Below are 21,685 nucleotides of genomic sequence, written 5' to 3' on the forward strand. Positions count from 1 at the left end.
TGGTATTCAAACGGTGGCGAGGCGGGCGGGGATGCGACGCGGCGCTCCGGCCTCGGATTCGGGTTGGGATGGCGCTTCGAACATCTGCGCCAGGCTGACGCCACGCAGGGCGTCGGCCACGATGTCGTTGATGCGCCGCCAGTTGGCGCGCGCGCCACACTGCCCGGCGATGCCGCAGCTGACGTCCTCCAGGCTGCACTCGGTCATCGCCAGCGGACCCTCCATGGCCTCGACGATCGCGATCAGGCTGATCTCCGAGGCCGGCCGCGACAGGCGGTAGCCGCCATGCGCGCCGCGGAAGGCTTCGAGCAGGCCGGCCTGCGCCAGCGGCTTGAGCACCTTGCTCACGGTCGGTGGTTCCAGCCCCGATCGCTCCGCCAGTTCCACCGCGCTGAGCACGCGATCGGGCTCCGTGGCGAGCACGGTCAGCACCACGGTGGCGTAGTCGGTGAGTCGGGTGACGCGCAGCATCCGGGATTCCTTCAATCAGGACCGAAATTGTACGCTTTTGCCCGCGCGCGTCCAAGCGGATCGCTGAACGACAGGTTTGCGCGGCGGCCCGGGCTGTCGCACGCGCTCGGTGGCGCACCGGCAGCGCCACGGCCACAATGGTGCTTTCCACTGCGAGACGAAGTCGCCGATGGCCAGCAAGGACACGTCCGACAGGACGAAGAGCAAGAAGATCGTCGCCCGCCGCTCGGAGATCCACGGCAACGGCGTCTTCGCCACCGAGGTCATCGAGAAGGGCGAGCGCATCGTCCGCTACAAGGGGCGGCTGCGGACCCATGACGAGGTCGACGAGGAATACGGCGAGCTCGACGAGAACGGCCATACGTTCCTGTTCACCCTCAACGACGACTACGTCATCGACGGCAACCTCGACAGCGGCGTCGCGCGCTGGATCAACCACAGCTGCTCGCCCAACTGCGAGGCGGTGGTCGAAGAGGACGATCGCGACCGGCGGCACAAGGACAAGGTGTTCATCGAGGCCCTGCGGCGGATCAAGCCGGGCGAAGAGCTGACCTACAACTACGGCATCGTGCTCGACGAGCGGCACACGCCCAAGCTGAAGAAGCTGTGGGGCTGCCGCTGCGGCTCCGCGAAGTGCACCGGGACGATGCTGCAGCCGAAGCGCTGATCGCGCATCGGGCTGTAGGCCGGCTCAGGGCTGGTATTCGCGCAGCTCGGCCGAGGCGATGCGCCATGCGCGCTGCCCGGCACTGGCGCCGTCGGCCGTCGCCCGGCGCAGGACGTAGGCGCCCACGTAGCGCTGTTCGCGGCCATCGGCGCGGGTGGTGGTGACCGAGACCGGCACTTCGACATGGCGCGACCCGGCCGTGCCTTCCACGCGACCCGGCTCACCCGGCTGCACGCTGACGGCACGCGTGTCGGCGAAGCCGGCGGCGAACTGCTGCGGCGTCTGGCCGCTGCTGCGGCCGCCGTCCGACCACAGCGCATAGGCCTGCGCGTACTGGCCGGCGGCGATCGCGGCGTAGTAGGCGCGGACCACGGCGACGGCCTCGCCGGCCGCCGGCTCCGCGGCGTCGACCGCGGCGGGCAGCGCAGGCGACGCATCGGCCAGCGGGGCCGGCGGCTCGCCCACCAGCACCAGCGGCGGGTCGCCGGCAACCAGTCCGGCTTCCGGTTCGTCTTCCAGCGGCGGCAGGCCGTCGAGTGACGCGACTCCGGGAATCGGCACCACCATCGCCACGCCGTCCGCCGTCGTTGCCGCGGCCTGCGAACCGCCAAGTGGCACGTCGCCAGGGCCCGGACCATCCGGCATGCCGGTGACCGAGCCGATGGCCTGCGGGGCCGGCAGCGCCTCGAGTGCGTCGCCGCCCGCCGCCGCGCCCGGCGCAACCTCCTGCTTGCCGCCACAGGCCGCCAGGGCCAGGCACAGCAGGACGGGAACGAGAGGGCTTGCAGGACTCATGGCGGGACCGGGCGGCGGATGCAGGGGCAAACCATACCCGCGCGCGATGAACGCATCGTCAGCGCTGCTCAGGGCAGCGGCATGAGGACCCGGCGATGCGGCTGCAGCCAGGCCAGCAGCAGTCCCAGCAGCACCATGGCCGCCAGGTCGAGCGCCACCTGGCGCAGCATCAGCGACAGCGGCAGCGGCTGGGCGACGAAGGCCAGGATGTGCCAGGGCACGAACGAGACCAGCGCGATCGCCAGGCCAAAGCGCGCGCCGCGCGCGAGGTCGATGCCGTCGCTGGCGGGCATGCGCCGGTACAGCCACGTCATCGCGAGGCCCAGCAGCAGGTAGGCCGGCAGCACCCAGGCCGCATGGGCGTTGGCCTGTTCCTGGCTGCGGTAAAGCGCCGCCATCGCCTGGTAGTCCGCGCGCAGCAGCACGCCGTGGACGAGCATGCCGAGGATCAGCGCGGCGGCGGCCACGACGATCCCGCAGATCCAGAAGCGCTTGTCCATCCATCGTCCCCCGTGCATGCCTGCGCGACTGTCGAAGCCTAGCGCCAAGGGCAGGCGGCGTCGATCACGGTGCGGGTGCCGACGCGGCCGCGTCCGCGGTTCCGGTCGCGGCGCGCAGCAGCGGCAGCGGGTCGATGGCGCCGTCGCTGGCGTAGATCCCGTAGTGCAGGTGCGGTGGCGTGCCGCGCGCGTTGCCGGTGTCGCCGACGCTGCCGAGCACGCTGCCTTCGGCGACGACGTCACCTTCCGCCAGGCCCGGCGCCCAGTCGTCGAGATGCGCGTAGTAGTGGCGCTGGCCCGCCGGGCCGAGCACCCAGACCTGGCGCCCGCCGAGGCCGCCCTCGCGCACCGACGACACGATGCCGCGCGTCGCGCTGAGCACGTCGGTCCCGCGCGCGGCGAAGATGTCCACGCCCTGGTGCGTGCGGTCGCGCCCGCGCGGGGCACCGAAGGTATCGGCCACCCGGCGGGCCTCGACGCCGTCGACCGGCATGGCCACCGCCGCGGGCGGCGGCATCCGCGACAGCTCCCACAGCGTCCGCGGCCTGGCCATGAAGGGCTGTCGCCAGGCCCAGTCGGCGATGACCGCCAGCGCGGCCAGCACCAGCAGCCAGATGGCCAGGCGCAGGAGGCCGCGCATCCTCAGGCGCGCTGGAGCTCGTGCTCGAGGCGCCGGCGCAGCGCGTCGTCGATCCCGAGCTGGCGCGCGAGCTCGTCGAGGTAGGCGCGCTCCATGAAGTTCAGCTCGTCCGCGGCCATGAGGCTGGCGAGGTACATCTCCGAGGCGATCTCGGGCGTGGCCGCGGCGCGTGCGACGTCCGCGGGATCCAGCGGCTTGGCCAGTTCGACGTGCAGCCACTGCTGCACGTCGCGGTCGGGGTTGAGGCGGGCGAATTCGCCCTCGATGACGCCGCGCTCGCGTTCGTCGATGTGGCCGTCGGCCTTCGCCGCGCCCACCAGTGCACGCAGGATCGCCTCGCTGTGCAGGGCGGCCTGCGGCGGCGGCAGGCGGTCGACCGTCTGCGGCTGGACGCCCGTCGCACCCTGCTGCGCCTGGTAGTCGCCGTAGGCGCGGTAGGCCATCACCCCGATCGCGGCAAGCCCGCCATAGGTGGCCAGCTTGCGCGTGGTCTTGTTCTTGCCGAGCAGGAGGCCGAGCGCGCCACCGCTGATCGCGCCCTTGCCGAAGTCGGCGTTGAGCAGGCCGCCGGCCGGCGACTGCCCGCCGCTGCCGGCGGGAGAGGACTGGGACTTCAGGAGATGGTCAAGAAAGCCTTGCAGGTTCATTCGCGTTCCAGGACATGGTTTGCGGGGCCGGCGTGCTGCCGGGACGCGCCAAGCATGCACGAGGCGGCGTCTGGGCCGCGTTGCGGACCCCGGAAACGACTCGGGACGGCAATGCCGTCCCGAGCAGTTCGAAGCGGTGGCGCGTCGCGATCAGACGGCGGCGTCCTTGAGCTTCTTCAGCGGGCGCACCTTCACCTTGACCGAGGCCGGCTTGGCGGCGAACCACTGCTCTTCCTTGGTGAAGGGGTTGATGCCCTTGCGCTTCGCCTTGGCGGGCACCTTGACCGACGTGATCTTCAGCAGGCCGGGCAGGGTGAAGCTGCCGACGCCCTTCTTGCTGATCGAACCATGCACCGCGCCTTCCAGCGCGGACATCACCGCGCGGACGTCCTTCGCGGCGACGCCGGTGGACTCGGCGATGTGGGACACCAGGCCCGACTTGGTCAGGGCTTCCTTGATCGCCTTCGGAGCGGCGGCCGGCTTGGCAGCGGCGGCGGCCTTCTTCGGGGCGGCTTTCTTCACCGCCTTGGTTGCTTTCTTCGCCATGTGAGTGTGATTCCGTTTATCGGTAGATGGGATGTCGGCCGACCCCGTCGGCAAATGCAATGTAGGGCATGCCCGGGGCTGCGCCAAGTGGGAAAGCGCAGAAAACCTAGGGTTTCGCAGGCGTTGGCATCCTGGGGCCGTGTCAATCGTCCTCGTGGCCAGGGTGCCAGGCCTCGGCGAGCTTCTGCTGCAGCGGCGCCGGGACCGGCTCGTAATGGCTGAAATCAAGGGAATAACGCCCGCGTCCCGCGGTCACCGACTGCAGCTCGGCGGGGTAGCCATCGAGTTCCGACAGCGGCACCTGGGCCTTGACCACGATGTCGCCGCCGCGCGCGGCATCGGTGCCGACGATGCGTGCGCGGCGGCTTGCAAGCCCGCCGCTGATGTCGCCCATGTGCACGTCGGGCGCGGTCACCACCAGGTCGACGATCGGTTCGAGCACCTTCGGCGATGCCTTGGCCACCGCGTCCAGGAAGGCCTTGCGGCCGGCCGTGGCGAACGCGACCTCCTTGCTGTCGACCGGGTGGTGCTTGCCGTCGTGCACGACGACGCGCACGTCCTGGATCGGGTGCCCGGCGACGGCGCCGCTGGCGAGTGCCTGGCGCACGCCCTTTTCCACCGCGGGAATGAACTGCCCGGGGATGGTGCCGCCCTTCACCGCATCGACGAACTCGAAGCCGGCACCGCGGGGAAGCGGTTCGACGCGCAGCATCACCTCGCCGAACTGGCCGGCGCCGCCGGTCTGCTTCTTGTGCCGGTGGTGGCCTTCGGCGGTGCCACCGATGGTTTCGCGATAGGCGATGCGTGGCGGGCGCGACTGCACCTCGACGCCGTGGCGCTCGCGCAGGCGGTCGAGCTGGATGCGCAGATGCAGTTCGGACAGCCCGCGCACCACCGTCTCGTGGGTGTCGGGGTCCTGCTCGACCTGGAAGCAGGGATCCTCCTCGGAGAGTTTGTGCAGCGCGGTGGCCAGCTTCTGTTCCTGGCCGCGGCTCCCGGCCTCGACCGCCAGCCCGAACATCGGCCGCGGGTATTCCATCGGCGCCAGGTGGATGTGGTCCTCGTCGTGGCTGTCGTGCAGCACGGCGTCGAAGTGCAACTCGTCCACCTTGGCCACCGCGGCGATGTCGCCGGGCACCGCCTGCTCGATCTCGATGTGCTCGCGGCCGTGGATGCGGTACAGGTGCGCGACCTTGAAAGGCTTGCGGCCGTCGTCGACGTACAGCGGCTGGTCGCGCCTGACCGTGCCCTGGTGCACGCGGAAGATGCCCAGCTTGCCGACGAAGGGGTCGTTGACGATCTTGAAGATGTCCGCGATCACGTGCGCCGACGGATCGGGTCGCGATGCGACCGCTTCGGTCGCGTCGCCCACCCCGCGGCGGAACGGCGGCGGGTTGGCCTCGCCCGGATGCGGGAACAGGCTGGCGATGGCGTCGAGCAGTTCGGCCACGCCCGTCCCGGTCCGTGCCGACGCGAAGCACACCGGCACCAGGTGGCCCTCGCGCAGGCACTGTTCGAAGGCGTCATGCAGTTCCTGGCGGCCCAGCGCGCCCTCGCCGCCGTCGAGGTAGTGCTCCATCACCGATTCGTCGACCTCGACCACCTGGTCGAGGATGCGCCGGTGCCAGTCGGCCACCGGTCCGAGGTCGCTGTCGCCGCCCTCGCCGGCGAAGCAGTCGACCACGCGGGTGCCGCCGCCTGCGGGCAGGTTGACCGGCAGCACGACGGGGCCGAATTCCGCGCGCAGTTCGTCGAGCAGGCGTGCGCAGTCGGCGCCCTCGGCGTCGATGCGGTTGACCACGACCGCGCGGCACAGTCCACGTCGCGCGGCGTGGTCCATGATCCGCCGCGTGCCGTGGCCGATGCCGGCGGCCGCATCGACCACCACCGCCACCGTGTCCGCCGCCGACAGCGCCGACAGCGCCGCGCCGCGGAAATCCGGATAGCCGGGCGTGTCGAGCAGGTTGAGGTGGACGCGCGTGCCATCGGGTGCGGCGTGCTCGACGGCCGCGATCGCCGCGTCGATCGAGTGGCCGCGCGTGCGCTCCTGGGGATCGAAGTCGGACACGGTGCTGCCGCGTTCGATGCTGCCTGCCGCCTGGAGGGTGCCGCCGGCATGCAGCAGGGCTTCGAACAGGGTGGTCTTGCCGGCGCCGGGATGGCCTGCAAGGGCCACGTTGCGGAGGGTTTCCGTTGCATGGGACATGGGTCCGTTTCTCCCTGGCTGGGATGGAAAGGACGTCATGGCTGTCCGTCGCATGCTGCGACCGGGCCTGCGAGCGGCGGGCGGTCATGGCGGCACCGCACAGTAGCGCGGCCGCCGCGCGGGCGTCGCGTTGCGACGCAGCATCCGCGGCGGCAGACACCCGCGTAACGACGGCGGCCCTACGGTGGCAGGCCGACGCGAAGAGGAGCAGACACATGGGAATCTCACGCAAGGCCACGGCGCACTGGGAGGGCGACCTCAAGTCCGGCCGCGGCACGATCAGTACCCCCGCCAGCGGACTGATGCAGGACACGCGCTACGGCTTCAACAGCCGCTTCGGCGACGAAAAGGGCACCAACCCCGAAGAGCTGATCGCCGCCGCGCACGCCGGCTGCTTCACCATGGCGCTGGCCAATGCGCTGGCCGAGGCCGGCCATCCGGCCGAGTCGCTCGACTCGCGCGCGGAAGTCGACCTGTCGATGGAGGGCGGGCCGACGATGAGCGCGATCCGGCTCTACACGAAGGCCAGGGTGCCGGGGATCGACGAGGCCAGGTTCCGCGCGGTGGCCGACGAGGCGAAGACCAACTGTCCGGTGTCCAAGGCGCTGTCGGCGGTGCCGATCACGCTGGAGGCGGAACTGCTTTGACGTTCTGATGCGCCGCAGGATGAATGAAGGGGCCTGATGCCGGAGCCCGGGCCGTCCGGTTCAGCCTCGCGTTAGCGCCCAGGACCTAGCGTGGCTGCGCTGCGCCCTGTTGGCGCGGGGAGTCCTGCCATGCGTCCAGTCGCGTCCGTCCTCGCCCTCGGCCTTGCGCTTGTCGCCGGTCCTGCCCCGGCGCAGGCGCTGGGCTTCGACTCCGGCGTTCCGCGGTATGACCGCCATGGGCAATACGACCGCGATGGCGCCGGGCAGGACGGCTACTACGACGACGCGCGCGTGCTGCGCGTGGACCCGGTGTTCGACGACGGCCGCGTGGCCACGTCCGACCCGCGCTGCCGGACCCGCCAGGACTCCTACGTGGAGGACGATGGGCGCGGCGGCTATCGCGACCCCTATGGCGCTGACCGCTACGGTCGCGATGGCGATGCGTATGACCGCTACGGCAGCGACCGGCGCGACGCGAACGGTCGCATGGTCGCGACCGTTGTCGGCGGCGTGGTCGGCGCCGTGCTGGGCAGCAAGGTGGGTGGCGGCTCCGGCCGCTACGCCACGTCCGCCCTGGGCACGATGGTCGGCGGCATGGCCGGACGCGAGATCTACGATGCGGCCCGTCGCGACCGCTACGCGCGCACGGGGCAGGTCACGGTCTGCGATCCGGTGCCGGTGGGCGATGCGGCCGGCGAGCGCTACGGCGGCGTCGAGGCCTACGACGTGACCTACGAGTACGGCGGCCGCCAGTACCGCACGCGCACCGGATACCACCCCGGCGACACCATCCGCGTGCGGGTGGACGTGCGCCCGGAGTAGGCGCGCGGGTCGGTCGCACGCGGGTTCGGCATTGCCCTGCACGACGTTCGTGGACATAGTCGGCGGATCCTCCATGGAGTCCGCCGCATGCGCCGCATCCATCCCGTCGTCCTCGCGCCCGTCTCCATGGGCATCCTCCTGGCGCTGTCCGCACCTGCCGTCGCGGCCGATGGCGAGCGGCTGCTGACCGCCGCGCGCATCCACACGTCCGACGCGACGACGCCGGTCGCCACGGCGATCGTCTGGGATGCGGAGGGTCGCCTCGTGGCCGTTGGCGACGCCGCGGCGCTGGCCGCGCGGCATCCCGGGGCGGAACGCATCGACGCCGGCGATGCCACGGTGATCCCGGGGTTGATCGACGCCCATGCGCACCTGGTCGGACTCGGGCATGCGCTGATGCAGGCCGATCTCGTCGGCGCGCGCAGCACGGGTGAAGTCGTCGAGCGGCTGCAGGCGTTTGCGCGGGACCTGCCGGCCGAGGCCTGGCTGATGGGTCGCGGCTGGGACCAGAACCTGTGGCCCGAGACCGCCTTCCCGACGGCGGCCGTGCTCGACGCCGCCTTCCCGGACCGCCCCGTGGTGCTGGAGCGCATCGATGGCCACGCCACCTGGGCCAACAGCGCGGCGATGCGTGCGATCGAACGCGACCTCGCGGGCGACTGGCAGCCCGATGGCGGCCTGGTGCTGCGCAAGGACGGCAAGCCGACCGGCGTCTTCGTCGACATGGCCGCCAACCTGGTCTACGCCGCCGCGCCCGAGCCTGACGCGCAGTGGCAGGAGCAGGCCTTCGCGCGCGCGCTGGAACACGTGGCGAGCCTCGGCCTGACCGGCGTGCACGACATGGGCAGCAGCGACGACGGCTTCTCGCTGATGCGCCGGTTTGCCGACCGCGGCGCGCTGAGCGTGCGCGTGCAGGCCTATGCCAGCCGCGGCGCCGGGGCAATCGCGGCGGTTTGCCGCGACGGGGCCTATCGCCATCCCTCGGGGCGACTGGATATGCGCGGCGTCAAGCTGATGATCGACGGCGCGCTTGGCAGCCGCGGCGCCGCGCTGATCGAGGACTACAGCGACGACCCCGGCAACCGCGGCCTGCTGGTGCAGGACGAGGCCGGCTTCGAGGCCGCGGTGCGCAGCGCGCAGAACTGCGGCCTGCAGGTGGCGACGCATGCCATCGGCGATCGCGGCAACCGCATCGTGCTCGACACCTATGCGCGCGTGTTGGGCGAGCGCGCCGGCATCGACCATCGCTGGCGCGTCGAACATGCGCAGGTGATGGCGCCGGGCGACATCGGGCGCTTCGCCGGGCTGCGCCTGGTGGCGTCGATGCAGCCGACCCACGCGACGTCCGACATGGGCTGGGCCGGCGACCGCCTGGGCGAGGCGCGGCTGGCCGGCGCCTACGCCTGGCGCAGCTTTGTCGAGGCCGGCGTGCCGCTGGCGCTGGGCTCGGATTTCCCGGTGGAGTTCGCCGATCCACGGCTGGGCCTGCTCGCCGCGGTGACGCGCCAGGACGTGCATGGGCAGCCGCCTGGCGGCTGGCTGCCGGGACAGGCGCTGACCGCAGCCGAAGCGCTGCATGGCTTCACCGCGGGCGCGGCCTGGGCGGCGTTCGACGAGGACCGGGTCGGCCGGCTGGCGCCGGGGCTGCGCGCGGACTTCGTGATCCTCGACCGCGATCCACTGGCGGTGCCGTCGGGCGAGCTCGATGCGCTGCAGGTGCGCTCGACCTGGGTCGACGGCAAGCCCGTCTACGAAGCAAAGACACCCCTGCAAGCGCGGCTGTAGGAGCGGCTAAAGCCGCGATCGCCCCGGCCGGAGCCTTCCGCAAGCGCCAATCGCGGCCATGGCCGCTCCTACAGGGAAGCCAAGCCACCCTTGCAGGAGCGGCTGTAGGAGCGGCTACAGCCGCGATCGCCCTGGCCGGAGTCTTTCGCAAGCGCCGATCGCGGCCATGGCCGCTCCTACAGGCGGGACGTCGCCCCGGCGTGCGTCACCAGTCCAGCGTGCCGTTCACCACCGTGCGCGCGCGACCGCCGGACCAGACTTCGCCGGCTTCGTCCACGCGCAGCTCGATGATCGCGTCGTGTCCGACCTCGCGGCCCTGGCTGATGCGGTAGAAGCCGCCGTCGCCGGGGAGCGCGTCGCGCTCGGCGAGCCACGCCGCCAGGGTCGCGTTGGCGGCGCCCGAGGCCACGTCCTCGAACGTGCCGGTGGCGCCGACCCAGGCGCGCACCGCCAGGTAATAGACCGGGTCCTCGCTGCGCGCGAACACGCACAGGCCCATGCTGCCGCTGGCCTCGGCCAGCGCGCTGATCGCCGCCCAGTCGGGCACCGCCGATCGCAGCTCGGCCTCGTCGCGCAGCTCGGCCAGCCACCAGCGGCGGCCGCCATCCATCAGTACCGGTGGCAGCCGGCCGGTGGCGAGACCCGACAGCGCGTCGCGCAGGCGCGGGTCGGCGGCCTCGGCCACTTCCACCACGCTGGCCCGCGGCGTGCGCACGGCCACGGTCCGCTTGCGGCCCTCGCCATCCACGCGCAGTGGCAGTTCGCCGACGGCACAGGACTGCACCAGCACGCCGTCGCGCGCGGCCACCAGGCCGCGATCGAGCAGCACGTGTGCGGTGCCGACGCTGGGGTGGCCGGCGAACGGCACCTCGCGGCGCGGGCTGAAGATGCGCACCGCGTAGTCGGCGGTCGGCGTGGGGGAGGGGAAGACGAAGGTCGTTTCCGGCAGCCGCGTCCAGCGCGCGATCGCCTGCATGTCGGCATCGTTGAGGCCGCGGGCGTCGGGCACGACGGCGAGCGGATTGCCGGCGCCGGGGCGGTCGCCGAAGACGTCGAGCTGGACGTAGGGACAGGCGGGCATCTCGGGGTCCATCGCGGGGCGCGCCAGTGTAGCCGCGACGGCGCTGGCCGGCCGGCCGCGCGGCGCTAGAATCGCAGGCCTTGCCCGATCCCCGGGCCACGCGGATTCCCATGCACGCCAATTCCCGACCCGAACCCTGGATCGTGCTCAAGTTCGGCGGCACCTCGGTCTCCTCGCGCGAACGCTGGGACACCATCGGCCGCCTGGCCGCCGGGCGCGCGGCCGAGGGCCGTCGCGTGCTGGTGGTGGTCTCGGCGCTGTCGGGCGTGACCAATGCGCTCACCGCGATCAGCGAGGGCGCGGGCGACGCGCGGGCGCAGGTCGATGCCCTGGTCGAGCGGCACCGCGCCTTCGCGGCGGCGCTGGACCTCGACCCCGCGGTGATCGACGAACGCCTGGACGTGCTGCGCACCCTGGTGGCCGAGCCGCGCGCCACGCGCCGTCCGCTGGACTGGCAGGGGGAGGTGCTGGCCCAGGGCGAACTGCTGTCGTCGACGCTCGGCGCCGCCTACCTGCGCGCCCGTGGCCTGGCCTTCGGCTGGTGCGACGCGCGCGACTGGCTGCACGCCGTGGCCCTGCCCAACCAGAACGACTGGGCGCGGCGGCTGTCGGTGGCCTGCCGGCGCGAGGCCGATGCCGACTGGCGCGCGCGCTTCGCCGCGCAGCCGGCGCCGATGCTGCTGACCCAGGGCTTCATCGCGCGGCACGAGGACGGCGGCAGCGCCATCCTCGGTCGCGGCGGCTCCGACACCTCGGCCGCCTGCTTCGGCGCGCTGCTGGGCGCGGAGCGCGTCGAGATCTGGACCGACGTGCCCGGCATGTTCAGCGCCAACCCGCGCGAGGTGCCCGACGCGCGCCTGCTCACGCGCCTGGACTATGCCGAGGCGCAGGAGATCTGCACCACCGGGGCCAAGGTGCTGCATCCGCGCGCGATCAAGCCCTGCCGCGAGGCCGGCGTGCCGATCGCGATCCTCGACACCGCGCGCCCGGACCTGCCCGGAACCCGCATCGACGGCGGCCCGGACACCGTGCCCGGGGTCAAGGCCATCTGCCGCCGCGACGGTGTGGTGCTGGTGTCGATGGAAACCATGGGCATGTGGCAGCAGGTCGGGTTCCTCGCCGACGTCTTCGAATGCTTCCGCCGCCACGGGCTCTCGGTCGACCTGATCGGTTCCTCGGAAACCAACGTGACCGTGTCGCTGGACCCGAACGAGAACCTGGTCAGCACCGACGTGATCGCGCGGCTCTCCGAGGACCTCGCCCGCAGCTGCCGGCTGAAGGTGATCGCGCCCTGCAGCGCGATCACCCTGGTCGGACGCGGCATGCGCTCGCTGCTGCACCGGTTGTCCGGCGTCTGGGCGACCTTTGACCGCGAGCGCGTGCACCTGATTTCGCAGTCGTCCAACGACCTCAACCTGACCTTCGTGATCGACGAGGCCGACGCCGATGGCCTGATGCAGGAGCTGCACGACGGGCTGATCGCCAGCGGCGCCATGCCGGTGCGCGAGGCCGAGGTCTTCGGCCCGCGCTGGCGCGAGCTCGAGGGCCGGCTGCGCCGCCGCCCGGCACCCTGGTGGCAAGGCCGGCGCGCCGAGCTGCTGGCGCTGGCCGCCGGGGGCACGCCGCGCTATGCGTACGACCTCGGCACGGTGCGCGCCCGCGCGCGCCAGCTCCGCGCGGTGCAGGCGGTGGACCGGCGCTTCTTCGCGATCAAGGCCAATCCGCACCCGGACATCCTGCGGGTGCTGGTGGAGGAGGGCTTCGGCCTGGAGTGCGTCTCGGCCGGCGAGCTGGCGCACGTGTTCTCGGCGCTGCCGGGCCTCGATCCGGCGCGCGTGCTGTTCACGCCGAGCTTCGCGCCGGTCGACGAGTACGCCGACGCCTTCGCGCGCGGCGTCAACGTCACCCTGGACAACGTCGAGGCGCTGCAGCGCTGGCCGCACGTGTTCCGCGGCCGCGCGCTGTGGCTGCGGGTCGACCTGGGCCGCGGCGACGGCCACCACGCGAAGGTGGTCACCGGCGGCCTGGCGTCGAAGTTCGGCCTGCAGGTGGACCGTGTCGAAGCCTTCCTCGAAGCCGCGCGCGTGCTGGACGTGCGCGTGACCGGCCTGCACGCGCACCTGGGCAGCGGCGTCGATACCCCCGACCACTGGCGCGCGGTCTGCGACGAGCTCGGCGGGATCGCCGGTCGCATCGGCAGCATCGACACCATCGACATCGGCGGCGGCCTGCCGATTCCCTACCGCGAGGACGACGAACCCTTCGACCTCGACGGCTGGGCCGCGGGCCTGGCCGAGGTCAAGGCGGCCTATCCGGGCTACCGGCTGGCGATCGAGCCCGGCCGCTTCCTCGTGGCCGAATCCGGCGTGCTGCTGCTCACCGCGACCCAGGTGGTGGAGAAGGGCGGAATCCGCCGCGTCGGCGCCGACGCGGGCATGAACGCGCTGATGCGGCCGACGCTTTACGACGCCTGGCACGACATCCACAACCTGTCGCGCGGCGACGGCGGCGAGCCTGTGGCCTTCGACGTGGTGGGTCCGATCTGCGAATCCGGCGACGTGCTCGGCCAGCACCGGCCGCTGCCTTCCGACACCGCCCCCGGCGACGTGCTGCTGGTCGCCGACGCCGGCGCCTACGGCATGGCCATGGCGAACACCTACAACCTGCGCGCGCTGCCTGCAGAAAGCGTGCTCGTGGAGACCGAGCAATGAACAACGTGTTCGATCGCGAGGCGATCCGGACCTTCCGCTTCGTCGACTGCGGCTTCGATGCCGACACCGGCGTCGCGCGCCTGGCCTATGCCTTCGACGACGGCCCCGACCTGGTGGAAACCGTGACCCTGCCGGGCGCGCCGTTCGCGCTCGACGCCGCGCGCGCGCGCGCGGCGATGCAGGCGCTGCGCCTGCTGCACCTGGTCGCCGGCGTCAGCTACTACAAGGCGGCCGTGCCGCGCGACATCCGCATCGACGGCTATGGCATCGACGGGGCGACCGCGGCGCTGCTGGAGGACGTGTACCTGCAGGGGCTGGGCGAGTTCGCCTACCGCAACGGGCTGGAGCTGCACGGCCGGATCCGCTTCCCGCGCACGGACGCTGCGGACACCGCATCCGCTGCCGGGGCCAAGCCGCTCGGCCTGCGCCGGCACGCCCTGGTCGCCATCGGCGGCGGCAAGGACTCGCTGGTCTCGATCGAGGCGCTGCGCGCCGCCGGCATCGCGCAGACCGTGGCCTGGATTGGCGGCTCGCAGCTGATCGCCGCCTGCGCCGCGCGCACCGGGCTGCCTACGCTCAATATCCAGCGCCAGCTGGCGCCGGAGCTGTTCGAGTACAACCGCCAGGGCGCGTACAACGGCCATATCCCGGTGACCGCGATCAACTCGGCGATCCTCGCCTTCGCCGCCATCGTGCTCGACGCGGACCAGGTGGTGTTCTCCAACGAGCGCTCGGCCAGCTACGGCAGCCTGATCGAGGGCACCGGCGAGGTGAACCACCAGTGGTCGAAGGGCTGGGCGTTCGAACAGGCGCTGGCGGGCTACCTCCAGCGCGAGGTCGCCGCCGACCTGCGCTACTACTCGCTGCTGCGGCCGCTGTCGGAGCTGGCGGTGGCCCGCCAGTTCGCGAAGATCGACCGCTACGACGCCTGGTTCTCCAGCTGCAACCGCAACTTCCACCTGCTCGGCGAACGTCCGACCAGCCGCTGGTGCGGCGTCTGCCCGAAGTGCCACTTCGTCTTCCTGGCGCTGGCGCCGTTCATGCCCAAGCCCAGGCTGGTGGGCATCTTCGGGCGCAACCTGCTCGACGACGAGGCGCAGGTGCCGGGCTACGACGCGCTGATGGAGTACCGCGACCACAAGCCCTTCGAGTGCGTGGGCGAGGCGCGCGAATCTCGCGCGGCGATGGCCGCCCTGGCGGCGCGCCCGGAGTGGCGCGAGGACGCGGTGGTCGTGCGCTTCCGCGAGGTGATCCTGCCGCAGCTCGGCGGCGAGGACCTGGCGATCGCGCCGCTGCTGGTGCCCGATCCCGAGCACGGCATCCCCGAGGTCGTCTGGAGCCGCCTGCATGCGTATTTCGCAGCTTGAGGGCCGGCGGGTCGCGCTCTGGGGCTGGGGACGCGAGGGACGCGCCGCCTACCAGGCGCTGCGCGCGCGGCTGCCGGCGCAGCCGCTGACGCTGTTCTGCAGCGTCGAGGAGGCCGTGGCCGCGGACGCTCTGGGCGACGGCCTGCTGGCGGTCGAGACGGATGCCAGCGCCGGCGCCCTGTCGGGATTCGAGGTGGTGGTGAAGTCGCCGGGCATCAGCCCCTATCGGCCGGAGGCGCTGGTCGCGGCGCACGCCGGCACGGCCTTCATCGGCGGCACGGCGCTGTGGTTCGGCGAGCGCGTGGCCGACGGCGAGGTGGCCCGCGGCGTCGTGTGCGTGACCGGGACCAAGGGCAAGAGCACCACGACCGCGCTGCTCGCGCACCTGCTGCGCGCCGGCGGCGTGCGCACGGCGCTGGCGGGCAACATCGGCCTGCCGCTGCTCGAGGTGCTGGACGACCGGGCCGATGCCTGGGCGGTGGAGCTGTCGAGCTACCAGACCGGCGACGTCGCCGCGGGCGGCGTTCGCCCGGACGTGGCGGTGGTGACCAACATCTTCCCCGAGCACCTCGACTGGCATGGCAGCGAGGACCGTTACGTCGAGGACAAGCTGGCGCTGGTGACGCGGGCCAGGCCGCGCGTGGCGGTGCTGAACGCCACGGACCCCCGGCTGGCGCGACTCGCCGCCGGGCTGGATCCGGCGACCACGCTGCGCTGGTACGGCCGCGAGGACGGCTGGCACCTGCGCGGCGACGTGCTCCATCGCGGCGATACCGCCCTGTTCGATACCCGCGGCGTGCCGCTGCCCGGGCGCCACAACCGCGGCAACCTCTGCGCCGCGCTGGCGGCGATCGAGGCGCTGGGGCATGACGCGGCGGCGCTGGCGCCGGCGGCGCGCGGCTTCCGCCCGCTGCCACACCGCCTGCAGCCGCTCGGCGAGCGCGACGGCATCGCCTGGGTGAACGATTCGATCAGCACCACCCCGCACGCCACGCTCGCCGCGCTCGACGTGTATCGCGACCGCCGCGTCGCACTGCTGGTGGGCGGACACGATCGCGGGCTGGACTGGTCGGGCTTCGCCGCGGAAATGCGCCGCCAGGCGCCCTCGGTGATCGTGACCATGGGCCACAACGGGCCGCGCATCCATGCGTTGCTGGCGGAGATGGCGGAGGCCGGCGGCTTCGCGCTGCGCGCGGCCGGCGACCTGGCCAGCGCGGTGGAGGCGGCACGCCATGCGCTGGCGACCCGCGGCGGCGGCGGCGGTAGCGATGGCGGCGACGGCGACGCGGCCGCGGGCGAGGTCATGCTGCTCTCGCCGGGCGCGCCGAGCTTCGGCGCCTACCGCGACTACGTCGAGCGCGGCCGCGACTTCGCGCGCCTGGGCGGCTTCGATCCGGAGGCGATTGCCGCGATTCCGGGGCTCGGCATTTCTGCGTCGAATCCGGATTTACGATCACCCATCCTGTAGGAGCGGCCACAGCCGCGATCGCGGTACCGGCCAACTCCGATCACCCATTCCTGTGGGAGCGGCTACAGCCGCGACCGGCGCTGGCGAGGTCTGGTCGCGGCTGTAGCCGCTCCTACAGGTGTTCGAGCAGGCGTTCGAGGCGCCTCAGGCGCCGCGGTCGACGGCGTGCCGGACCAGGCCGCGCAGGGCGGCCACGGAGGGGCCGTCGTCCAGGCCGTCGAGCGCGGCCTCGGCCAGCGCGGCGTATTCGCGGGCGCGGGCGATGCTGTAGTCGAGGCCGCCGCTCGCGTGGATCGCGGCCACCGCCTCCTCCAGCGCGTCCACGTCCCCCGCTTCCACGATCGTGCGCAGGCGCGCCCGCAGGGCGTCGTCGGCGCGGGCCATGGCGTGGATCAGCGGCAGGGTCATCTTGCCTTCGGCCAGGTCGTCGCCCAGGTGCTTGCCGAGCGCGGCCTCGTCGGCGCTGTAGTCGAGCACGTCGTCGGCGATCTGGAAGGCGATGCCGAGGTTGAGCCCGTAATCGTGCAGGCGCTGCTGCACCTCGTCGCTTGCGCCGGACAGCAACGCGCCCAGGCGGGTGGCGGCGGCGAACAGGATCGCGGTCTTGCGCTCGATCACCCGCAGGTAGGCGGCCTCGTCCACGTCCGGATTGCGCACGTGCAGCAGCTGCAGCACCTCGCCCTCGGCGATGCGGTTGGTGGTGTCGGCCAGGATCTCCTGGATCGGCATCGAGCCCAGCTCGACCATGAGCTGGAAGCTGCGCGAGTACAGGAAGTCGCCGACCAGCACGCTGGCGGCATTGCCGAACACCGCATTGGCAGTGCTGCGGCCGCGGCGCAGGTCGGATTCGTCGACCACGTCGTCGTGCAGCAGGGTCGAGGTGTGGATGAACTCCACCACTGCGGCCAGCTGGTGGGCGTCGGGCCCCTGGTGGCCCAGGGCGCGCGCGGCCAGCAGCAGCAGCATCGGGCGCAGGCGCTTGCCGCCGCCGGCGACGATGTGCTCGGCCACCTGGTTGACCAGGACCACGTCGGACGCCAGGCGGCGGCGGATCAGGGCGTCGACCGCGGCCATGTCGGCGGCGACATGGGCCTGGACCTCGGACAGCGGCAGGGCGGGGCGGGGCGGAGCGGCCTGGGAGTCGGGGTCCATGCGCGGGCGTGGTTCGGGGGGCGCCCATTATAGGCGCCGGGTGGGCCTTCGGCCCCGGGCGGCGTTGTCCCACCCGCGCGCGCGGTCCCTCCGGATGGCCCGGGGGCGGCAGGTATACTCACTCTTTTACTCCGCCAATCCCGGCGGAGAGCGATCAGGAAGACAGGTCCATGGCCCGCGGAATCAACAAGGTCATCATCGTCGGCAACCTCGGCAACGACCCCGACGTGAAGTATTCGCAGGGCGGCAGCGCGATCACCACGATCAGCGTGGCCACCTCCGAGCAGTGGAAGGACAAGCAGACCGGCCAGCAGCAGGAGCGCACCGAGTGGCACCGGGTCAAGTTCTTCGGGCGCCTGGCGGAAATCGCCGGCGAGTACCTGAAGAAGGGCCGCCAGGTCTACATCGAAGGCTCGCTGCGCACCGACAAGTACACCGGCAAGGACGGCGTCGAGCGCTATACCACCGACATCATCGCCAACGAGATGCAGATGCTCGGCGGCGGTGGCGAGGGTGGCTCGCGCGGCGGCGGTGACGCCCAGGGCGCCGGCGGCGGCTACCAGCGTGGTGGCGGTGGCGGTGGCGGTGGCGGTGGCGGTGGCGGTGGCGGCGAGGCCCGCGGCGGCGGTGACTACCCGCGCGGCCCGCGTGAGTCCTCGGCTCCGGCGCGACAGGCGCCTCCGGCCGCGGGTGGTTCGCAGTTCGACGACGGCGGCTTCTCGGACGACGACATTCCGTTCTGAGCAGGCCACACGGCAACACTTTCAGGAGATCCACCCGCATGCCTACCTGGCTGGTCACCGGCGGAGCCGGTTTCATCGGCGGCAATTTCGTGCTCGAGGCCGTGGCCGCGGGCGTCCGCGTCGTCAATCTCGATGCGCTCACCTATGCCGGCAACCTCGACACGCTGGCCTCGCTCGAGGGCAACCCGGACCACGTCTTCGTGCACGGGGACATCGGTGACCGGCCGCTGGTCGAGCGCCTGCTGGCCGAGCACCGCCCCGACGCGGTGGTGAACTTCGCCGCCGAGAGCCACGTCGACCGCTCGATCGACGGCCCGGCCGCCTTCGTGCAGACCAACGTGGTCGGCACCCTGGCCCTGCTGGAGGCCGTGCGCGACTACTGGAAGGCGCTCGAGGGCGAGGCGAAGGCCGCGTTCCGTTTCCTGCACGTGTCGACCGACGAGGTCTACGGCACGCTGGGCGAGACCGGCCTCTTCACCGAGACCACGCCCTACGCGCCCAACTCGCCGTACTCGGCGTCGAAGGCCGCGTCCGACCACCTGGTGCGCGCCTTCCACCACACCTACGGGCTGCCGGTGGTGACCACCAACTGCTCGAACAACTACGGCCCGTACCACTTCCCGGAAAAGCTCATCCCGCTGGTGATCGCCAAGGCCCTGGCCGGCGAGCCATTGCCGGTCTACGGCGACGGCAAGCAGGTGCGCGACTGGCTGTTCGTGACCGACCACTGCGAGGCGATCCGCACCGTGCTGGCCAAGGGCCGGGTGGGCGAGACCTACAACGTCGGCGGCAATGCCGAGATGCAGAACATCCAGGTGGTGAAGACCATCTGCGCGCTGCTCGACCAGCGCCGTCCGCGCGAGGATGGCCAGCCGCGCGAATCGCAGATCGCCTACGTCGCCGACCGCCCGGGCCATGACCGCCGCTATGCGATCGACGCCTCGAAGCTGCGCGACGAACTGGGCTGGACACCTGCGTACACCTTCGAGCGCGGCATCGCCGAGACGGTCGACTGGTACCTGGACAACCAGCCCTGGGTGCAGCGCGTGCTCGACGGCAGCTATCGCCTGGAGCGGATCGGGGTGGAGGCATGACCTCGCGCCGCGGCATCATCCTCGCCGGCGGCTCCGGCACCCGGCTGTATCCGATCACCCAGGCGATCAGCAAGCAGCTGCTGCCGGTGTACGACAAGCCGATGATCTATTACCCGCTGAGCGCGCTGATGCTCGCGGGCATCCGCGAGGTGCTGATCATCAACACCCCGCACGAGCAGGCGCTGTTCCAGCAGCTGCTGGGCGACGGCTCGAAGTGGGGCATGGACATCCAGTACGCGGTGCAGCCGAGCCCGGACGGGCTGGCCCAGGCGTACCTGATCGGCCGCGACTTCGTCGACGGCAAGCCGAGCTGCCTGGTGCTGGGCGACAACATCTTCCACGGCCACGGCTTCACCGAGATCCTCAAGCGCGCCGATGCGCGCCAGGACGGCGCCACGGTGTTCGGCTACTGGGTCGGCGATCCGGAGCGCTACGGCGTGGCCGACTTCGACGCCGACGGCAAGGTCGTCGGGCTGGAAGAGAAGCCGGTGAACCCGCGTTCCAACTACGCCGTCACCGGCCTGTACTTCTACGACGGGCGCGCCAGCGACTTCGCCGCCTCGCTCAAGCCTTCGCCGCGCGGCGAGCTCGAGATCACCGACCTCAACCGCTGCTACCTCGACGAGGGCAGCCTGCACCTGGAGCAGCTGGGTCGCGGCTACGCCTGGCTCGACACCGGCACCCACCAGTCGCTGATCGAAGCCTCGAACTTCATCGAGACGGTCGAGGCGCGCCAGGGGCTGCGCGTGTGCTGTCCGGAGGAGATCGCCTGGTCGAACGGCTGGATCACCGACGCCGACCTCGAGCAGCTGGCCGCGCCGCTGGCCAAGAACGGCTACGGCCAGTACCTGCTGTCGCTGGCCAAGCGCGGAGTGGTGCGATGAAGGTGGTGGAAACCGGCCTGCCGGGCTGCCTGGTGTTCGAGCCGCAGGTGTTCGGCGACGACCGCGGCTTCTTCTTCGAATCCTTCAACGCCGACAAGCTGGCCGCGCATGGCCTGGCGCCGAGCTTCGTCCAGGGCAACGTGTCCGCGTCCTCGCGCGGGGTCATGCGCGGGCTGCACTACCAGTGGCCGAAGCCGCAGGGCAAGTATGTCTCCGTGGTCGAGGGCGAGGTCTGGGACGTCGCGGTGGACATCCGCCGCGGCTCGCCGACCTTCGGCAAGTGGACCGCGGTGGTGCTGAGCGCGGAGAACAAGCGCCATTTCTGGATCCCGGAAGGCTTTGCGCACGGCTTCGTGACCCTGAGCGAGCGCGCGGTGTTCACCTACCTGTGCACCGCCACCTACGACCGCGAGGCCGACGCCGGCATCCGCTGGAACGACGCCAGCCTGGCCGTCGACTGGCCGGTGGCCGATCCGTCGCTGTCGGACAAGGATGCACGCGCGCCCTTCCTGGCCGACATTCCCCAAGAGCGCCTGCCGGTCTACGTGCCGTGAGGCTGCTGCTGCTCGGCGCCAACGGACAGGTCGGCCACGCGCTGCGACCCGAACTGGCGGCCCTGGGCGAGGTCGTCTGCACCACGCGCAGCGGCTTGCTGCCCGACGGCGGCACCTGCGAAGTGGCCGACTTCGACCAGCCGGGCACGCTGGCCACCCTGGTCGATCGCATCGCGCCGGACGTGGTGGTCAATGCCGCGGCCTATACCGCCGTCGATCGCGCGGAGCAGGAGCGCGACGCGGCGTTCCGCGCGAATGCGGAGGCGCCCGGCGCGCTCGCCGACGCCTGCGCCCGCCGCGGCGCGCTGCTGGTGCACTACTCGACCGACTACGTCTTCGACGGCAACTCCAGCCGGCCCTGGCGCGAGGACGATGCCACCGCGCCGCTTGGCGTCTACGGCGCGAGCAAGCTGGCGGGCGAAGCCGCCGTCCGGTCGAGCGGCGCGCGCCACATGGTCTTCCGCACCGCCTGGGTCTACGGCGCGCACGGCCACAACTTCATGCGCACCATGCTGCGCCTGGCGGCCGAGCGCGACGAGTTGCGCGTGGTCGACGACCAGCACGGGACGCCGACCGCCGCGGCGCGCATCGCCTCGGTCACGGCCGAGGCGCTGGCCACGGCGGGATCCGCATCGGGACTGTGGCACCTCACCGCGTCGGGCGGGACCACCTGGCACGGGTTCGCCAGCGCGATCATCGACGGCGCGCATGCCCGCGGCCTGCTGCCACGACGCCCGCGCGTCCTGCCGGTGCCGGGCAGCGAGTACCCGACGCCCGCGCGACGCCCGGCCTACTCCAGGCTCGACACCTCGGCGCTGCGTGCACAGTGGCCGGTCGAACTCCCGGACTGGGCCAGCGACCTGGATCGCGTCCTCGACGGCCTCGCGCGCGCCTGACGCGCGCCG

Annotated in this window: 21 protein-coding genes; 12 read left to right on the forward strand and 9 right to left on the reverse strand. The window is 72.0% G+C overall.

Going from position 1 to position 21,685, the window contains the following annotated elements; genetic code table 11:
* Positions 1-6 precede the first annotated feature (6 nt).
* Entirely contained in the window at positions 7-471 is a 465-nt protein-coding gene (locus tag JGR68_RS03230) for an SUF system Fe-S cluster assembly regulator (RefSeq protein WP_199360510.1), read from the reverse strand.
* Between the two features lie 169 nt (positions 472-640).
* Between JGR68_RS03230 and JGR68_RS03235 the strand changes: the two genes are divergently transcribed.
* Complete coding sequence (locus JGR68_RS03235; protein WP_199360512.1) at positions 641-1,138, forward strand: SET domain-containing protein; 498 nt, start codon at positions 641-643, stop codon at positions 1,136-1,138.
* A 24-nt stretch (positions 1,139-1,162) separates the two neighbouring features.
* Here the strand turns inward: JGR68_RS03235 and JGR68_RS03240 are convergent, their stop codons facing one another.
* The 6 genes from JGR68_RS03240 to fusA all read right to left on the reverse strand — a co-directional run bounded on the left by JGR68_RS03240 (position 1,163) and on the right by fusA (position 6,472).
* Complete coding sequence (locus JGR68_RS03240; protein ID WP_199360514.1) at positions 1,163-1,933, reverse strand: hypothetical protein; 771 nt, start codon at positions 1,931-1,933, stop codon at positions 1,163-1,165.
* A gap of 68 nt (positions 1,934-2,001) precedes the next feature.
* Positions 2,002-2,433 carry a hypothetical protein gene (locus JGR68_RS03245; protein WP_199360516.1) on the reverse strand — a complete coding sequence of 144 codons (432 nt, stop codon included), beginning with the start codon at positions 2,431-2,433 and terminating at the stop codon, positions 2,002-2,004.
* 64 nt (positions 2,434-2,497) lie between these two features.
* On the reverse strand, positions 2,498-3,073 hold the full coding sequence (locus tag JGR68_RS03250) for a M23 family metallopeptidase (RefSeq protein ID WP_199360519.1): 576 nt from the start codon (positions 3,071-3,073) through the stop codon (positions 2,498-2,500).
* Between the two features lie 2 nt (positions 3,074-3,075).
* Positions 3,076-3,720: a tellurite resistance TerB family protein gene (locus JGR68_RS03255; protein WP_199360521.1), complete on the reverse strand. Its 645-nt coding sequence runs from the start codon at positions 3,718-3,720 to the stop codon at positions 3,076-3,078.
* Between the two features lie 150 nt (positions 3,721-3,870).
* Positions 3,871-4,266 (reverse strand): HU family DNA-binding protein, encoded by a 396-nt coding sequence (locus JGR68_RS03260; protein ID WP_199360523.1) that lies wholly within the window; start codon positions 4,264-4,266, stop codon positions 3,871-3,873.
* A 142-nt stretch (positions 4,267-4,408) separates the two neighbouring features.
* Positions 4,409-6,472: an elongation factor G gene (fusA, locus tag JGR68_RS03265; RefSeq protein ID WP_199360526.1), complete on the reverse strand. Its 2,064-nt coding sequence runs from the start codon at positions 6,470-6,472 to the stop codon at positions 4,409-4,411.
* Positions 6,473-6,687: 215 nt separating this feature from the next.
* Between fusA and JGR68_RS03270 the strand changes: the two genes are divergently transcribed.
* From JGR68_RS03270 to JGR68_RS03280, 3 genes are all read left to right on the forward strand, one after another.
* Positions 6,688-7,119, forward strand: a complete 432-nt coding sequence (locus tag JGR68_RS03270) for an OsmC family protein (RefSeq protein ID WP_199360528.1) — start codon at positions 6,688-6,690, stop codon at positions 7,117-7,119.
* A 129-nt stretch (positions 7,120-7,248) separates the two neighbouring features.
* On the forward strand, positions 7,249-7,941 hold the full coding sequence (locus JGR68_RS03275) for a glycine zipper 2TM domain-containing protein (protein ID WP_199360530.1): 693 nt from the start codon (positions 7,249-7,251) through the stop codon (positions 7,939-7,941).
* 87 nt (positions 7,942-8,028) lie between these two features.
* Positions 8,029-9,726, forward strand: coding sequence for an amidohydrolase family protein (locus JGR68_RS03280; protein ID WP_234446574.1), 1,698 nt, complete (start codon positions 8,029-8,031; stop codon positions 9,724-9,726).
* A 205-nt stretch (positions 9,727-9,931) separates the two neighbouring features.
* Here JGR68_RS03280 and JGR68_RS03285 read toward each other — a convergent pair whose 3' ends face one another.
* Entirely contained in the window at positions 9,932-10,807 is an 876-nt protein-coding gene (locus JGR68_RS03285) for a PhzF family phenazine biosynthesis protein (RefSeq protein WP_199360532.1), read from the reverse strand.
* A 110-nt stretch (positions 10,808-10,917) separates the two neighbouring features.
* Between JGR68_RS03285 and JGR68_RS03290 the strand changes: the two genes are divergently transcribed.
* The 3 genes from JGR68_RS03290 to murD are packed head-to-tail and all read left to right on the forward strand — an operon-like array spanning position 10,918 to position 16,353.
* Positions 10,918-13,518, forward strand: coding sequence for a bifunctional aspartate kinase/diaminopimelate decarboxylase (locus JGR68_RS03290; protein WP_199360892.1), 2,601 nt, complete (start codon positions 10,918-10,920; stop codon positions 13,516-13,518).
* A complete protein-coding gene (gene murL, locus JGR68_RS03295; protein WP_199360534.1) occupies positions 13,515-14,885 on the forward strand; it encodes a UDP-N-acetyl-alpha-D-muramoyl-L-alanyl-L-glutamate epimerase in 1,371 nt (456 codons plus the stop codon). Before JGR68_RS03290 ends, murL begins: the two co-directional genes overlap by 4 nt.
* A complete protein-coding gene (gene murD, locus JGR68_RS03300) occupies positions 14,866-16,353 on the forward strand; it encodes a UDP-N-acetylmuramoyl-L-alanine--D-glutamate ligase (protein ID WP_199360536.1) in 1,488 nt (495 codons plus the stop codon). The genes murL and murD overlap by 20 nt, the downstream gene beginning before the upstream one ends.
* A 144-nt stretch (positions 16,354-16,497) precedes the next feature.
* Here murD and JGR68_RS03305 read toward each other — a convergent pair whose 3' ends face one another.
* Positions 16,498-17,505: a polyprenyl synthetase family protein gene (locus tag JGR68_RS03305; protein ID WP_199360538.1), complete on the reverse strand. Its 1,008-nt coding sequence runs from the start codon at positions 17,503-17,505 to the stop codon at positions 16,498-16,500.
* 170 nt (positions 17,506-17,675) lie between these two features.
* Here JGR68_RS03305 and ssb point away from each other — a divergent pair, with 170 nt between their 5' ends.
* The 5 genes from ssb to rfbD are packed head-to-tail and all read left to right on the forward strand — an operon-like array spanning position 17,676 to position 21,676.
* Positions 17,676-18,248 (forward strand): single-stranded DNA-binding protein, encoded by a 573-nt coding sequence (ssb, locus tag JGR68_RS03310; protein WP_199360540.1) that lies wholly within the window; start codon positions 17,676-17,678, stop codon positions 18,246-18,248.
* 38 nt (positions 18,249-18,286) lie between these two features.
* Positions 18,287-19,342 carry a dTDP-glucose 4,6-dehydratase gene (rfbB, locus tag JGR68_RS03315; protein WP_199360543.1) on the forward strand — a complete coding sequence of 352 codons (1,056 nt, stop codon included), beginning with the start codon at positions 18,287-18,289 and terminating at the stop codon, positions 19,340-19,342.
* A complete protein-coding gene (gene rfbA / locus JGR68_RS03320; RefSeq protein WP_199360545.1) occupies positions 19,339-20,226 on the forward strand; it encodes a glucose-1-phosphate thymidylyltransferase RfbA in 888 nt (295 codons plus the stop codon). The genes rfbB and rfbA overlap by 4 nt, the downstream gene beginning before the upstream one ends.
* Positions 20,223-20,780 carry a dTDP-4-dehydrorhamnose 3,5-epimerase gene (rfbC, locus tag JGR68_RS03325; protein WP_199360548.1) on the forward strand — a complete coding sequence of 186 codons (558 nt, stop codon included), beginning with the start codon at positions 20,223-20,225 and terminating at the stop codon, positions 20,778-20,780. Before rfbA ends, rfbC begins: the two co-directional genes overlap by 4 nt.
* Entirely contained in the window at positions 20,777-21,676 is a 900-nt protein-coding gene (rfbD, locus tag JGR68_RS03330; RefSeq protein ID WP_199360551.1) for a dTDP-4-dehydrorhamnose reductase, read from the forward strand. Before rfbC ends, rfbD begins: the two co-directional genes overlap by 4 nt.
* Positions 21,677-21,685: the final 9 nt, after the last annotated feature.

Source organism: Luteimonas sp. MC1750 (genome assembly GCF_016615955.1).
Taxonomy (GTDB): domain Bacteria; phylum Pseudomonadota; class Gammaproteobacteria; order Xanthomonadales; family Xanthomonadaceae; genus Luteimonas.